Here is a 14,165-nt window from a genome sequence, read left to right as displayed (position 1 = left end):
ACGAGTGACACCATGAAAATCATCCAGATCACCGACACGCACCTGATGCCCTCCGGCGTCACCGTCAACGGCGTCGATCCCGAGCAGCAGTTGCGTGCCGCGATTGCCGATATCGTCGAAAAACATGCCGACGCGGATCTCGGCATCATGACCGGTGATCTCTGCAATTTTGGCGATCCCGAAGCCTATGCGCTGCTGAAGGAAATCCTGGCGCCGGTACCCTTCGAGATGCGCCTGCTGCTGGGCAACCACGACGACCGGGCAAATTTCCGGGCGGCGTTTCCCAATCATCCCGTGGACCAGAACGGTTTCATCCAGTCGCATCTCGACACGCCCTTCGGCCGCCTGCTGTTCCTCGACAGCCATCAGCCGGGCGTGATCGGCGGCCATTATGGCGAGGACCGGATGGTTTGGCTCGACAGTGCGCTGGCGGGGGCCGGTGATGAGCCGGTAACCGTCTTCATCCATCATCCGCCGATGGACTGCGGCATCGGGCATTTTGAGAAGATCGGCATGCATGACGAGGGGCGGCTGATGCAGCGTCTTTCGGTACATCCGGGCGGCATCCGCCATATCGTCTTCGGGCATATTCATGTACCGCTCGCCGGGACCAGCGTTGAGGGCATTGCCTTCAGCTCCGGCCAGGCCTGCGCCCACCGGTTCATCACCGATCTCGATGCGCCCGATCCGCTCTGGACCGGCGGCAACCCGTGCTACCGGATCATCAGGCTCGATGAACAGGGGTTCCGCGCCTATGGTGCGGAGGTCGGCGAGATTTCCACCGGCCGGGCGATCATCTGCGACGGCCCCTGAGACGGGCTTGCCCTCTCAGGCGGCATCGTCCTCGGCATCGCGGTTGCGCGAGAGGACGGGGTAGACCACCAGCCCGTCCTCCTCGCCGCGTGGAAACTGGCCGTCGCGATGCCGTTTCTCGGCGGCCTTGTAGCCTGCCGGGCTCACCCCGATGTAGTGCTTGAACATGCGGGAGAAGTAATAGCTGTCGCTGTAGCCCACGACAGCGGCGGTCTGCTTGACGGAGCGCCCGCCGGCGAGCAGCCCCATCGCCCGCTCCATGCGCTTGAATTCCTGGTACTTCGTCGGCGTCAGGCCGACCTGCCGGCGGAAGACGCGGCGGAAATAATCCTGATTGTAGGGCACCGAGCCCAGCACCTTCGGCACGATGCCGTCATCCAGCGGATCGGCGGCGATGCGGCTTGCGGCCACCATCACGGCGAGCGACAGCGCATCCGGATTGTCGACGCTTGCCTCCTGCTGCTGCCGCCAACCGAGGAAGGCGGCTTCGATGTATTCGATGAGGAAAACCATGAAGAGATGGTGCTGCGCGAGCGTTGTGGAGGATAGAGGCACGCTTTCCCGGTAATGGCGGGCCATCTGCTGCAGCATGTCCCAGCGGGGCAGGCGCACGGCGCGGCGCAATTCCATCTGCGAGATGAGATCCACACGGCCGAAGACATCCAGTGTGAAATGCTGGGCGAAGCCGGTGTAGAGGTCGGTGGAAGTGGCGCGTCCGACAAAACGGGTCCCGGCCTCGATCAACAGGGCGTGGCCGGGCTCCATGGTCAGCCTTTCGCCGGCAATCTCATACTCGGCCGATCCTGTAAGACATATGACAAGATCGTGCACGGAGTTGGTCTTGTCGATTCGCCAGGTCGGCGAGTGCAGCATCTTGATGGTGGAGCGGGTGAGGGTGAGATTGAGCGCCTGAACCGGAATGGCGGCCAGTGGACCTTGTTCGTTTTTATCCATCTTTTTGTCCGGAAGCCTCTATTCTCTTCTCCTCGACTGCGGAAGATAGTAGCCCGCAACGATGGAAAACACCAGCTCCATCGCCTGTTCAATGGGAGGAGCAAGGCAAAGCTGGGTGGAGGCGATGCACGAACGTGTCTACCTGCCGGCTTTGCCGCGATACCAAGATGCACAAATCGGAAATCCTGAAATCGGCTGCGGCGGCCCTGAGATCACGACCCGCGATTGCGGCGTCAATGTCGTTAAGTGCGCATCCCTCGTGTGTGCACGGCGCCGATCATCACCCAAATATGTATGACATGCTCCGGATGAATGCATCTCTGTCCCGTCCGCTGCATGATCACAATGGAGTTGCCGCATGAGCGGAGACAACCGCTTCCTCGGGCTCATCTATCTGTCGCCCTATATCCTCGGGCTCATGGTGTTCACGGCGCTGCCGTTTGCCGCGTCCTTCTACCTGAGCTTCACCGATTACAACCTGATGAGCGCCCCGGTCTTCACCGGCCTCGACAATTACTGGAAGCTGTTCACCGGCGACCGCACCTTCCGCAAGTCGCTGTGGGTCACCCTGGTCTATGTGTTCACGACCGTGCCGCTGAAGCTCGCCTTTGCGCTCTTCATCGCCGTCATCCTGAACTACAAGCTGAAGTTCATCAATTTCTTCCGCACCGCCTTCTACGTTCCCTCGATCCTCGGCGGCTCGATCGCGATCGCGGTCATGTGGCGTTATCTCTTCGCCGATGTCGGCATCGTCAACATGGCGCTGCAGGGTATCGGCCTGGAACCGGTGAACTGGTTCGGCGATCCCACCAACGCGCTCTTCACCATCACGCTTTTGCGCCTGTGGCAGTTCGGTTCGGCCATGGTGATCTTCCTGGCGGCGCTGCAGAGCATCGACAAGTCGCTCTACGAGGCGGCCTCGATCGACGGCGCCGGCAAGTTTTCGACCTTCTGGCACATCACCATGCCGCTGATCACGCCGGTCATCTTCTTCAACCTGATCATGCAGATGGTCCAGGCCTTCCAGGAGTTCAACGGCCCCTACATCATCACCCAGGGCGGACCGCTGAAATCCACCTATCTCCTGCCGCTCTACATCTACGAGGAGGCCTTCAAGCGCTTCGACATGGGCTATGCCTCGGCCATTGCCTGGGTCCTCTTCGTCATCATCATGGTGCTCACCGTCATTGCCTTCTGGTCCTCGCGCCACTGGGTCTATTACGCCGGCGACAAGAGGAGCTAATCCCATGGCCGATCACGTTCTTTCCCCAAATCTGGCCGCCGACCAGGAGGCCGATCGCATCCTGAAGGCACAGCGCCGTCGCCATACGGTCAGCATGATCCTGCGCTACGGCGTGCTGACGCTCGTCGGCCTCCTGATGCTCTACCCGCTGATCTGGCTGATCGGTGCCTCGTTCAAGCCGAACTCGGAAATCTTCGCCGGCGCCGGCTTCATCCCGCAGGAGCCGACCACCTCCGGCTATGTCAACGGCTGGAAGACCTCGACGCCCTACACGTTCGGACATTTCTTCTGGAACACCTTCCTGATCGTCGTGCCGAAGATCATCGGCACCGCAATCTCCTGCACGGCGGTGGCCTATGGGTTCGCCCGCTTCGAATTTCCGGGCAAGAAGATCCTGTTTGCCTCGCTGATCGCCACCCTGCTTCTGCCGAATGTGGTCACCCGCATTCCGCAATACCTGCTGTTTCGCGATCTCGGCTGGCTGGATACGTTCCTGCCGCTCTGGGTGCCGTCGGCCCTGGCGGGCGATGCCTTCTTCGTCTTCATGCTCGTACAGTTCCTGCGCGCCATCCCGCGCGACATGGAGGAGGCGGCTCGCGTCGATGGCGCCAACACCTGGCAGGTGCTGATCTTCATCGTCGTGCCGCTGCTCATCCCGGCGCTCATCTCGGTCTGCCTCTTCCAGTTCATGTGGACCATGAACGACTTCCTCGGACCGCTCATCTACATCTCGTCGGTCGACAAGTTCCCCGTGTCGCTGGCGCTGAAACTCTCCATCGATACCACCGAAGCCTTCGAGTGGAACCGGATCCTCGCCATGTCGGTGCTCACCATCATGCCGGCGCTGATCGTGTTCTTCGTAGCCCAGAAATACTTCATCGAAGGCATCTCCGCCGGTGGCGTGAAAGGATAAGTCATGGCTCGTCTGCAGCTTAGAAACCTCGAAAAAGACTATGCCGGCTTCAGGGCCGTGCACGGGATCAACCTCGAAGTCGCCGATGGCGAGTTCATGGTGCTCGTCGGCCCGTCCGGATGTGCAAAATCCACGACGCTGCGCATGATTGCCGGTTTGGAACGCGTCACCGGCGGCGAGATCCGCATCGGCGACGACCTCGTCAACGACAGGGCGCCCGGCGAGCGCGGCATTGCCATGGTGTTCCAGAACTATGCGCTTTATCCGCATATGAAGGTGCGCAAGAACCTCTCCTTCGGACTTCGCCTGAAGCGCCGACCCACGGACGAAATCGAGCAGGCGACCCGCGACGTCTCCAACATCCTGGAGATCGGCGATTACCTTGAGCGACTGCCGAAGCAGCTTTCCGGTGGCCAGGCGCAGCGCGTGGCCGTCGGCCGAGCACTGATCAAGAAGCCGCAGGTCTTCCTCTTCGACGAACCCCTGTCGAACCTCGATGCCAAGCTGCGTGCCTCGATGCGCGTGCGCATCACCGATCTGCACAAGCAGTTGAAGGCCGATGGCCTGCAGTCCACCGTCGTCTACGTCACACACGACCAGACGGAAGCCATGACCATGGGCGACCGGATCTGCGTGATGAAGGAAGGCCGCATCATGCAGGTGGCCGATCCGGTGACGCTCTACAACCGCCCCGCCAATGCCTTTGTCGCGGGTTTCATCGGCAGCCCGGAAATGAACCTCGTGGATGCGAACCTCTCCGGCAGCACGCTGACGATCGGCTCGCAAAGCCTGACGTTGGAACCGGCGATATTGAACCGATTGAGCCCGACGATCGCGTCGGCGCTCACCTTCGGTGTTCGCCCGCAGCACTTCACCCTGGTCGGTGCCGAAGAGCCGAATGCTCTCGCTGGCCGTGTCTCGCATGTCGAGTTCATGGGCCATGAGGTCTACCTCTACGTCAATGTCGAGGGGCAGCAGATGATCGTGGTGGTGTCTGCCACGCAGTACGACCGCAGCAAGATCAACGGGGATGTCGTCCGCCTGGCCCCGAGCCAGGAGACGGCGCATCTCTTCGACCGGAAAACCGGGGAGAACGTCTCCCTGGCCGATATCCACTAAGCATGTTCGGGAGGAATGACATGACTTTGACGAAGCTTTTCCTGGCGACGGCACTCGCTGCGACCAGTCTCACACAAACGGCGGCCGCCGCCGATCTGCGCATGTCCTGGTGGGGTGGTGACAGCCGCCACAAGGCAACGCAAGCGGCGCTGAAGGCCTGCGGCGAAAAGCACGGCCATACGATCGCGGCCGAATTCACCGGCTGGGACGGCCATCTCGAAAAGGTGACGACCCAGATCGCCGGCGGCACCGAAGCCGACATCATGCAGATCAACTGGCCGTGGCTGCCGCTCTTCTCGATCAAGGGTGACGGTTTTGCCGATCTCAACCAGTACAGCAAGATCATCGATCTCAGCCAGTGGGCACCGGAGGAACTGGCGGCCGGCTCGATGAACGGCAAGCTGAACGGGCTTTCCGTCTCCACCACCGGCCGCGTCTTCATGTTCAACAAGACCGCGCTGGACAAGGCCGGTGTCGCCATTCCGACAACCTGGGACGAACTGTTCGCCGCCGCCAAGCAGCTGAAGGCGAAGGCCGGTCCTGACGCCTATCCGATGAATGCAGTCAAGGAGACGGCGGTGCTGCTGATCTCGCTCTATGCCACGCAGAACACCGGCAAGGATCTGGTCGATCCGGCAACCAAAAAGGTGGCCTGGACGCAGGAAGAGCTCGCCAAGGCGATCGATTTCTACGGCAAGATGGTCAGCGAAGGCGTCGTCGTGTCGCAGAAGGACAATGCGGCGGAGGGTAACCTCAATCTCTTCGAAAGCCCGAAATGGGCGGATGGCCGCATCTCGGGCTCCTATGAATGGGATTCGACCTTCTCCAAATATGCCGATCCGCTGAAGGGTCAGGTTCTGCAGCCGGTCGGCATCCTGAAGAATGCCGATGCCAAGACGGAAGGGGTCTACCGCAAGCCGTCCATGGTGTTCTCGATCTCCAAACGCTCGAAAAACCCGGAAGCCGCCGCCCAGATCGTCAACTGCCTGCTGAACGAGCCGGAAGGCATCACCGCACTTGGTACCTCGCGCGGCCTGCCGGCCAGCAAGATCGCAGCGAAGATGCTGACCGATGCCGGTAAGATCGAACCGCAGATCGTGGCGGCGCACGACATCATCATGAAGGCCACGGGCCCAACGGTGTCACCGCTCAACGAGCACCCGGAAATCCGCGCCGTCTTCCTCGATACGCTGGAGGAATATGCCTACGAGCAGCTCGATTCCAAGGAAGCCGCCGAGCAGATCATCGATGGCGTGAACGACGTCCTGAAGAAGTTCTGATGACCACTGGCAGCCCCCGGATCATGCCGGGGGCTGCTTGTCCTGCCCCATGACAAGGAAGTTTGGAATGCCAACCCTTGCGCTTCTGGCTGCGACCAGCCGGACCGCCAGCGTCAGTTTCGATGCGGATCAGAGCTGTTTTTCCCTGAAAGAGACGACCGGCTGGACGCTCTCCACGCAGGATGGTGGCGTGGTTGCCGATGGCGAGACCAACAAGGTCGTGATGACCCTGCACGGACTGCAGCCAAAGACGCGATATGTGCTGGACATTGGGGATGAGCGGCTCGTCTTCTCGACCAAGACCGAAAGCGTTCTGATTGACATTACCGACTATGGAGCCTCGCCTGAGGCGGACGACAACGCCGCGGCCATCCAGGCGGCCATCGAGCAACTGCCGCCGCACGGCACGCTGAAGATCCCGCAGGGCGTGTTTCGCAGTGGGCCGATCTTCCTGAAGAGCGACATGGTTCTGCTGCTGGAGGAAGGCGCCGAGCTGGCCGGCCATGCGGATCGCTCGCACTATCCCATCCTGCCGGCGCGCCATGTTGATGGTCGGGTGCTCGGCACCTGGGAAGGCGTGGCCGAATCCTGCTTTGCGAGCCTGATCACCGCGCTTAATTGCCGCAACCTCGCCATCACCGGTGCCGGCACGATCGACGGTGGCGGCGACCGCGGCGACTGGTGGACCTGGCCCAAGGAGACGCGCGATGACGCAAGGCGCCCGCGCACCCTGTTCCTTTCGCATGGTGACACCGTTTCCCTGACGGGCCTGACGGTGCGTAATTCTCCCTCCTGGACCATTCATCCGGTGTTCTGCAGCAATGTACTGGCCGCCGATCTGACAATTCAGAACGATCCCCATTCTCCCAACACCGATGGCTTGAACCCCGAGTGTTGCCGCGACGTGCTTCTGGCCGGCATCCATTTTTCCGTCGGAGATGACTGCATCGCCATCAAGGCGGGCAAGCGGGACCCGAAGGGCGGACTGGACCAGCCCTGCGAACGGATCACGGTCGAAAACTGCCGGATGGAGCGCGGCCATGGCGGCGTCGTCATCGGCAGCGAGATGAGCGGATGCGTGCGCGACGTGACGGTGCGCCGCTGCGAACTCAGCGAGACGGACCGCGGACTGCGCGTCAAGACCCGCCGTGGCCGTGGCGGACGGGTGGAGCGCATCCTGCTGGAAGGCTGCCGCATGGACCGCGTTGCGACGCCGCTCGTCATCAACAGCTTCTATTTCTGCGATGCCGATGGCCGCTCCGACTACGTGCAGTCGCGCCAGGCGCTGCCGGTGACCAACGCAACGCCTGAGATCTCCGGCATCACGATCCGGGACGTCGTGGCGAACAATGTCGGCGTTGCCGCCGCCGCTTTCTACGGCCTGCCCGAAGCGCCGATTACCGGCATCACCATCGAAAACTACCGGGTCAGTTTCGATCCGGATGCTCCGCCGGATGTGCCGGACATGGCCTGCGGTTTCGAGCCGATGCGCCATGCCGGAATCATTGCCGAGAACGCGGGCTTTGACCGCCGCACCGGCGTTCACCTTTCCCATGCCACCCAGAGTATTGCTGTATGACCACGACGAGCCTCACCGATTATTTCGACGCCTACGCGCGGGACTACAGCTATTACAAGGGCGGGAGCTGGTGCTACGAGGATGGCTGCCTCTATCGCGGCCTGATCGCGCTTCACGAAGCGACGGGTGAAGATCGCTGGTGGCGCCATCTGACCCGGCTGGTGGACGGGCAGGTGGATGCGGACGGGAATCTCGCCGGCTATACAATGACCGAGTACAATATCGACAACGTGCTGCCCGGTCGCGCACTCGTCTATCTGGCCACGAAGACCGGCGATCTTCGCTATCGCAAGGCGGCCGATCTGCTGGCCAAGCAGTTGCAGACCCATCCACGCATCAATGCGGGTCCCCATTGGCACAAGCTGCGGTATCCCCACCAGGTGTGGCTCGACGGGCTCTATATGGCCCTGCCGTTCAAGCTGGAGTATGGCGCTCTCACGGCAAAACCGCAGCTTGGCGAGCAGGCGCTCGCTGAAATGCTGACGGCCCTGAACCTGACCTTCGATCCTCCCAGCGGGCTCTATCGTCACGGGTATGACGAGGCGCGGCTGCAGGCCTGGGCAGACCCGAAGACCGGGCTTTCGCCGGCCCACTGGGGACGCTCCATCGGCTGGCTCGCCATGGCGATGGTCGATATGGTGGTCACGCTGCCGGCGGGGCCCGGGCGCGATGATCTGACGGCACGCTTCTCCGCTTTGCTGACGGTGCTTGCCGGCCTGCGCACGACGGATGGCCGCTGGCTGCAGGTGATCGACCAGCCGTCGCTGAAAGGGAATTATGCGGAAAGCTCCGCGACGGCGATGTTCGCCTATGCCTTCCTGAAGGCTGCGCGGCTCGGCATCAAGGGGGCCATGCAACAGGTTGGCGCTGACGCGGCGACCAGTCTTGTGGAAAACGCCATGGGAGCGGACGCCTCGGGCCGCATGGTGCTCCAGAAGATCTGTTGCGTCGCAGGACTTGGCGGCTTCGACGGCAATTACCGCGATGGAACGCCCGCCTATTATCTGTCCGAGGTGCTGCGCGATGACGATATCAAGGGCGTCGGTCCGCTGATGATGGCCCATGCGGAAGGCGAGCTGGCAAAGCGCGCAACATCCGCCCGAAGGGAAGCCGTGGCCTGACAGGCCGGCCGGCTGTGTGGCGTCTGCCAGCTTGATGGCAGACGGGGTTCTACGGCGACCGCCGCCATCACAGATTATGGATCTTCACGCCCGGCACCACCTCTTTTGCAATGTCGCAGAGATGCCGGTGATGGGTGAGGTAGATCACCTGACCGAGCTTGGCCATGTCTCCGAACAGGCGGAACACCTCTTCCGAGCGCAGTTCGTCAAAAGTTTCCATGATGTCGTCGGCAACGAAGGGGACCGCCGGTCGCACGGCGGCAAATTCCTCGTAGCCAGCCAGGCGAAGTGCGAGGTACAGCTGGTAGCGGGTGCCGGTCGACATGGCATCCGAGAGTTTTGAAGCGCCATCCTTTGCGACGCCGATCAGGATCTCCTTGTCGCGGTCCGGCAGGGCGGCAAGACCGGAATAGTCGCCGCGGGTGATCTGCGAAAAGGCCTGCGAGGCGCGCTGCATCATCGAGCTGCGATGTTTTTCACGGTAAATGGAAAGCGCCCGTTCGGCGGCCAGCGTGCCAGCTCTCAGCCTCAGATGACGCACGGCCAGATCCTCGATCTCGATCAGGATCGTCGTGCGCTTCGCTTCCAGGCGCGCCACCGCATCGTCGCCCCCCACCGCTGCCAGCCTGTCCCTGGCGCGGGTGAGATCGGCAAACAGCTGTCGGCTGCGCTGGTCGAGATCCTCGATGCGCGCTGTCAGTTCGGCAGCCTCCTGCGCGGCGAGATCCGGATCAAGCTGGAGAAGGTCCTGTTTGATCGTTTCGAGATCGTCTCCCGGAACGATCGCCAGCAACTGGGCCGAGAGCTCCCGCACCCGCTGTTCCTGCCGGTCCCGCTCTGCCGCCTGCTCCATCCGCTGGCTGACTTCGGCCAACGTCTCGACGTCAAAGAAGCGCGCCATGTCCTGCCGGCGTGCGGCATGTTCGGCTATCCGAGCTTTCAGAAGTTCGATGTCCTGGTGAAGGGCCGTGCGCTCAGCCTCCTTCGCCTCGCGCTGGAGCCGGTCGCGATCAGCGCGGGCCTTCAGCCGTGCCATCTGGTCGGCAAGATCCAGAGGCGAGGCGCCCGCGGCCATTCCCGTCAGTGCCGATACACGTTCCACATCGGCGGCAAAGCGCTCCATGTCGCGTTCCATCAGGCCGATGCGCTGCGCCATCTGGTCGCGCTCGCGCAAGATGGCGGGCAGGTCGGCAAGCGCATCGAGAATGGCGCGAACCGGAAATGGCTCCCGTTCTTCGGCAAACCAGGTGGCGGAAAGCGCCTCCGTCCAGGCGGCTTGCCAAAGCTCGTCCGCCTGGTGTGCCTCCTCCAGGTCGCGTTCGCGCGCCTTAAGCTCCCGCTTCAGCTCGGCCTGCCGCTTCTGCTGTGCCTCCTGCCGGGCCTGCCGATCCAGAACATCCGACAGCCGGTCCGACGCCGCTTGCACCAGGCGCGGCAGATCCGTTCCGCTTTTCACGGGCCAATCGAGATCGGCGAGCGTCGCTTCCAGATCGCGCTGCTCGGAAGCCAGATCTTCCGTCAGCGCGCCGCGCCGCTGCCGTCGCGCCGCAAGTTCCATAGCCAGCGATAGGCACTGAGCCCGCCGCCCCAGCCACGTGTCATACGTTGATAGCAGACGATGAATATCCGGCTGTTCGTCACTGACGAACGGGATAGCCGCCCGGATGGTGTCGCCCAACGCGTGCAATTCGGCCTCGGTTACGCGAGATGCGTCGATCTCGCGCCCCAGCATGGCCGTCTGCAGTGCTTGGTCCTGCTGCAATTGCCGAAGCTCGGCGAGATCGCTTGCCCGTGACAGGCGCTCTGCGCCGATCCGGTCGTCCACGCGCAAAGCCTCCTCAAAGCGCTGCGCGCTCTCCCGGTCGAGTGTGTCGATATGCGTCTTCCATGCCGTGTCCCGCGCCGTCCGCGCCTTCGCGGCCGCGGCATCATCGATCACTTCGCCGCGCTGTTCGATCGCCTGCAAGCGGATGGCCAAATCCGCCAGACGGGTTTCGATTTCGCGCCGACGCTCGGTGTGCCGCGACAGGCGGCGTTCCAGCTCGTCAGCTTGCGTTCGCCAGCGTTCGATCTGCCGCGCATCGGCAATTTCCAACCGTTCCAGATCCTCGACGCTGCCCATCCAGGGGCGCAGCATGTCGAGGGCGCGTGCCACCTGCTCCGCCTGCTGTGCCTCCGCCCGTTGTTCGATGACCAGCAGGGCCTGACGTTCGCCTTTATGCAGGCGCGCCAGAAGTGCCTCCAGCCGGCGAAGGGCCGGTGCATTCGCCTGTGTCGCGCTCTCGTCAGGCAGCGTTTCGCTCAGCTCTTCCAGCGCGTACCGTGCCCGTTCCGCTTCGCGTTCGGCTGTCCGCAGACGGGTGAGGATGCCGGATCGGGCCTCGATCAGGTCGCGCAGCCGCGCCGTGAGTGCCGCCGGCAGCACCAGGGCGGCCGGGTCCGGGTGGCCCGGCTGGCCAAGCGATTTCAGGACCTCGGCAAGGGATGCCTCCTGCTCGGCAAGTGCCTGGCGCCGTTTCGGCAGATCGTTTTCGGCGGTGCGGAAGCGGGCGCGGCCCTCCTCCAGCGCTTCGATCTCGGCGGAGGCGGCAAGCAGGCGCTCGTCCACGACAATGCCGGCAATGTCGCCGTCCAACCGCTCGGCCTGTTGCACAAGCCCTGCCATCTGGGTGGAAAGCCGCGTCTCGTCGCGCATCAGGCCGTCGAGCTGCGCTCCCCATTCCCGCGGCGGTCGTGGCAGATCCGCCAAGAGCAGAAGCTCGGCGGACAGGCGTTCGAGATCCTTCAGCAGCGGAAGCGCCCGCATCTGCGCATCGATCCGCGCAAGGCGGGCCTTTGCCCGCCCACCCTCGGACAGCGCCTCCTCATAGGCCTTCTGCGCCTGGGCTTCGGTGGTGACGAGCGACGCATAGGTGGCGGCAAATGTATCGATCGCGTCGCGTTCGCTCTTCAGTGTCGCCAGCTGTTGCTTGAACTCGGCCAACTGCGTGTTGCGGGCCCGCTTGCGGTGAAAGCGCTGCGCCTCCTCGGAGGCAGCGGTCAGCACCGCGCTGACATCGGCAAGGCCGGCGCTGGCGGAAAACAAGAGCTCGCCGAGATCGCCCTTGCTTTCGACGATCGCTTCGCCGCCATCCCGCAGGGAATGTTCGTCCAGCGAGAACATCGTGCGATAGCTACCGCGTGTCAGCCCGCCCAGCGCGGACGCCAGCAGGGCTTCGTTGACCGGCTGGCCGCGGGCGTCGAGCAGCGCGTTCGTCCTCTGTTTCAGGCGCACCAGCTCATGCGCCTCGCCGCCGAATTCCAGAACGCCACCGATCTGCATCGCCGTGTAGGCGTGCAGGAAATTATAGGCGCTGCGTTCCGGAATGCCGAACAACAGGTCGAGATAGGCGGAGAAGGCGGTGGATTTTCCCGCCTCGTTCAGGCCGTAGACGATGTGCAGGTCCGGGCTTCCCGCCGCCGCCGGACCGAAATCGATCGCATGGTCGGTGAACTTGCCGTAGCGGGTGAGATCGAGCCGTCTGAGCCGCATCAGGATGCCTCGTCCGCAGCGGCGGAGAGCCGCGCCATCAGGTCTTCGCTGCCATCGCGGATGATTTCGTCCACGAAGGCGTCAAGCGCTGCCTCATTATCGCCGGCAAAGCGGCGGCTTTCCGGCGGCAGATCGTCGAGCAGGCTCTGCACCATGTCGCGTACCTCCTGGCGAAAGGCATCCGATGCCGTGACATCGTCGCGCATCAGGGTGCCGAGTTCCTGCACGGGGTCCGCGGTTGCGGCATTGCGGGTGATGGCCGGCGCTGCCGAAAGCTCCAGTTCCAGCTTCTCGATCCACGTTTGGCCGGCGCGTTCCGCCCGCTGCTCGGCCTCCGTCTGCAACAGGTCGAAATCCCGGCGGATGGCAAAGGCAAGCGGACTTCTACCCGTCAGCCGCAGCCGTGCCACCAGATGATCCGAGCGGGTCCGTTCCCGTTCTGCCTCGAGTGCGGTGCCGATCTGATCGACCAGACCGCGCCAGTCGGAGGTGCCGGAGATATCCACGGTCACGCGGGCGAACTGGGCAAGGCTGGTCAGCCGTTCCTCTACCCGAACGGACCCGTCATCGCCGATCGTCACCAGCGAAACCGTCTTTTCGCCAGCCTCGTTGATATCACGCCCTTGCGGCATGCCGGGCATGATCACGGTTTTTTCCCCGGCGTGGTGGGTGCGCTGGTGAATATGGCCGAGCGCCCAGTAGTCGAAACCGGAGGCGTGCAGGTCGGCAACGGCGCAGGGCGCATAGGCATCGTGTCCCGGTGCGCCGGCAAGGCTGGTGTGCATGATGCCGATGTTGACGGCACCGGCAATCGGCGTCTTGAACTTGGGCAGCAGGCTTTCCGGCGCCTGCGGCTTGGCGAAACTCAACCCGTGGATGGCGACGGTCTGGCCGCCACGCGACAACTCCACGGCCTCCGCCCGGCCGGAAAAGATCTTCACCGAGGGCGGCAGCACCAGTTCCTGAGTGATCTTCGAGAGCGCATCGTGATTGCCGCGGATCTTGAAAACGGCGATCCCCGCCTCGGAGAGCCGCTGCATCTGGCTTGCCAGAAAACGGGCAGTCTTCATCGAGGTCTGGTCACCATCGTAGAGATCGCCGGCGATGATCAGCGCATCGACCTGTTCCTCCAGGCACAGATCAACGATCCGGACCAGCGCCTGACGGGTAGCGTCGCCGATGAGGCCGGCCAGATCGGCATTGCGCAGCGACAGCGACCGGAGCGGCGAATCGAGATGGAGGTCGGCAGTGTGAATGAACCGGAAAGCCATGCGCCGTTCTAGACCGCCGGCCGGCACCCGGCAATGTTCCCGGTCCATTCTCGCCCGTTTAACCACAGGCGTTGACATCCGTTCCGCTTTGCACGACATTCGCGCCATTCCGAGGGGGGCATCGTGACGATGCTGAGATGGCGGTGAGCCGGACCCTTGAACCTGATCCGGGTCATGCCGGCGTAGGAACGGAAACGCGCAAACGGCACCGTCAAGGCTCTCGCGTACTTTCTCTTCTCCGCTTTTGCCTGGATCTCCGCACTGCAAGGTTTGGAGATCGTGATGCACATTGCTTTTGCTGCTGCCCCTGGCAGCCTGGTTATTCTGACGCCCCCTTCGA

At 63.1% G+C, this 14,165-nt stretch carries 10 protein-coding genes and 1 riboswitch; of the genes, 7 read left to right on the top strand and 3 right to left on the bottom strand.

The window, feature by feature from the left end:
* The first annotated feature begins 12 nt into the window (after positions 1 to 12).
* Positions 13 to 813 (top strand): phosphodiesterase, encoded by an 801-nt coding sequence (locus G6N78_RS21810; protein WP_165223830.1) that lies wholly within the window; start codon positions 13 to 15, stop codon positions 811 to 813.
* Positions 814 to 828: 15 nt separating this feature from the next.
* On the opposite strand, the gene G6N78_RS21805 is transcribed toward G6N78_RS21810, so the two are convergent.
* Positions 829 to 1,767: a helix-turn-helix domain-containing protein gene (locus G6N78_RS21805; protein WP_165223827.1), complete on the bottom strand. Its 939-nt coding sequence runs from the start codon at positions 1,765 to 1,767 to the stop codon at positions 829 to 831.
* A gap of 358 nt (positions 1,768 to 2,125) precedes the next feature.
* Between G6N78_RS21805 and G6N78_RS21800 the strand changes: the two genes are divergently transcribed.
* From G6N78_RS21800 to G6N78_RS21775, 6 genes are all read left to right on the top strand, one after another.
* Complete coding sequence (locus tag G6N78_RS21800) at positions 2,126 to 3,010, top strand: carbohydrate ABC transporter permease (protein WP_165223824.1); 885 nt, start codon at positions 2,126 to 2,128, stop codon at positions 3,008 to 3,010.
* A 4-nt stretch (positions 3,011 to 3,014) separates the two neighbouring features.
* Positions 3,015 to 3,923, top strand: a complete 909-nt coding sequence (locus G6N78_RS21795) for a carbohydrate ABC transporter permease (protein ID WP_165223821.1) — start codon at positions 3,015 to 3,017, stop codon at positions 3,921 to 3,923.
* A 3-nt stretch (positions 3,924 to 3,926) separates the two neighbouring features.
* Positions 3,927 to 5,042, top strand: coding sequence for an ABC transporter ATP-binding protein (locus tag G6N78_RS21790; RefSeq protein WP_165223818.1), 1,116 nt, complete (start codon positions 3,927 to 3,929; stop codon positions 5,040 to 5,042).
* A gap of 20 nt (positions 5,043 to 5,062) precedes the next feature.
* The gene (locus G6N78_RS21785; RefSeq protein ID WP_165223815.1) at positions 5,063 to 6,322 is read left to right on the top strand and encodes an ABC transporter substrate-binding protein; all 1,260 of its coding nucleotides are present in this window, start codon (positions 5,063 to 5,065) and stop codon (positions 6,320 to 6,322) included.
* Between the two features lie 67 nt (positions 6,323 to 6,389).
* Positions 6,390 to 7,901, top strand: a complete 1,512-nt coding sequence (gene pglA / locus G6N78_RS21780; protein ID WP_234906086.1) for a polygalacturonase PglA — start codon at positions 6,390 to 6,392, stop codon at positions 7,899 to 7,901.
* Complete coding sequence (locus G6N78_RS21775) at positions 7,898 to 9,022, top strand: glycoside hydrolase family 88/105 protein (RefSeq protein ID WP_165223810.1); 1,125 nt, start codon at positions 7,898 to 7,900, stop codon at positions 9,020 to 9,022. The genes pglA and G6N78_RS21775 overlap by 4 nt, the downstream gene beginning before the upstream one ends.
* A gap of 67 nt (positions 9,023 to 9,089) precedes the next feature.
* Here G6N78_RS21775 and G6N78_RS21770 read toward each other — a convergent pair whose 3' ends face one another.
* Positions 9,090 to 12,554, bottom strand: a complete 3,465-nt coding sequence (locus tag G6N78_RS21770; protein WP_165223807.1) for an ATP-binding protein — start codon at positions 12,552 to 12,554, stop codon at positions 9,090 to 9,092.
* A complete protein-coding gene (locus G6N78_RS21765) occupies positions 12,554 to 13,825 on the bottom strand; it encodes a metallophosphoesterase family protein (protein ID WP_165223804.1) in 1,272 nt (423 codons plus the stop codon). Before G6N78_RS21765 ends, G6N78_RS21770 begins: the two co-directional genes overlap by 1 nt.
* Before the next feature lie 102 nt (positions 13,826 to 13,927).
* Positions 13,928 to 14,031: riboswitch (TPP riboswitch) on the top strand.
* Positions 14,032 to 14,165 lie beyond the last annotated feature (134 nt).

It is taken from the genome of Allorhizobium pseudoryzae (assembly GCF_011046245.1).
Taxonomy (GTDB): domain Bacteria; phylum Pseudomonadota; class Alphaproteobacteria; order Rhizobiales; family Rhizobiaceae; genus Neorhizobium; species Neorhizobium pseudoryzae.
The sequence above is the reverse complement of the archived record's forward strand: the minus strand, read 5'-3'. Positions and strand labels throughout refer to the sequence as shown.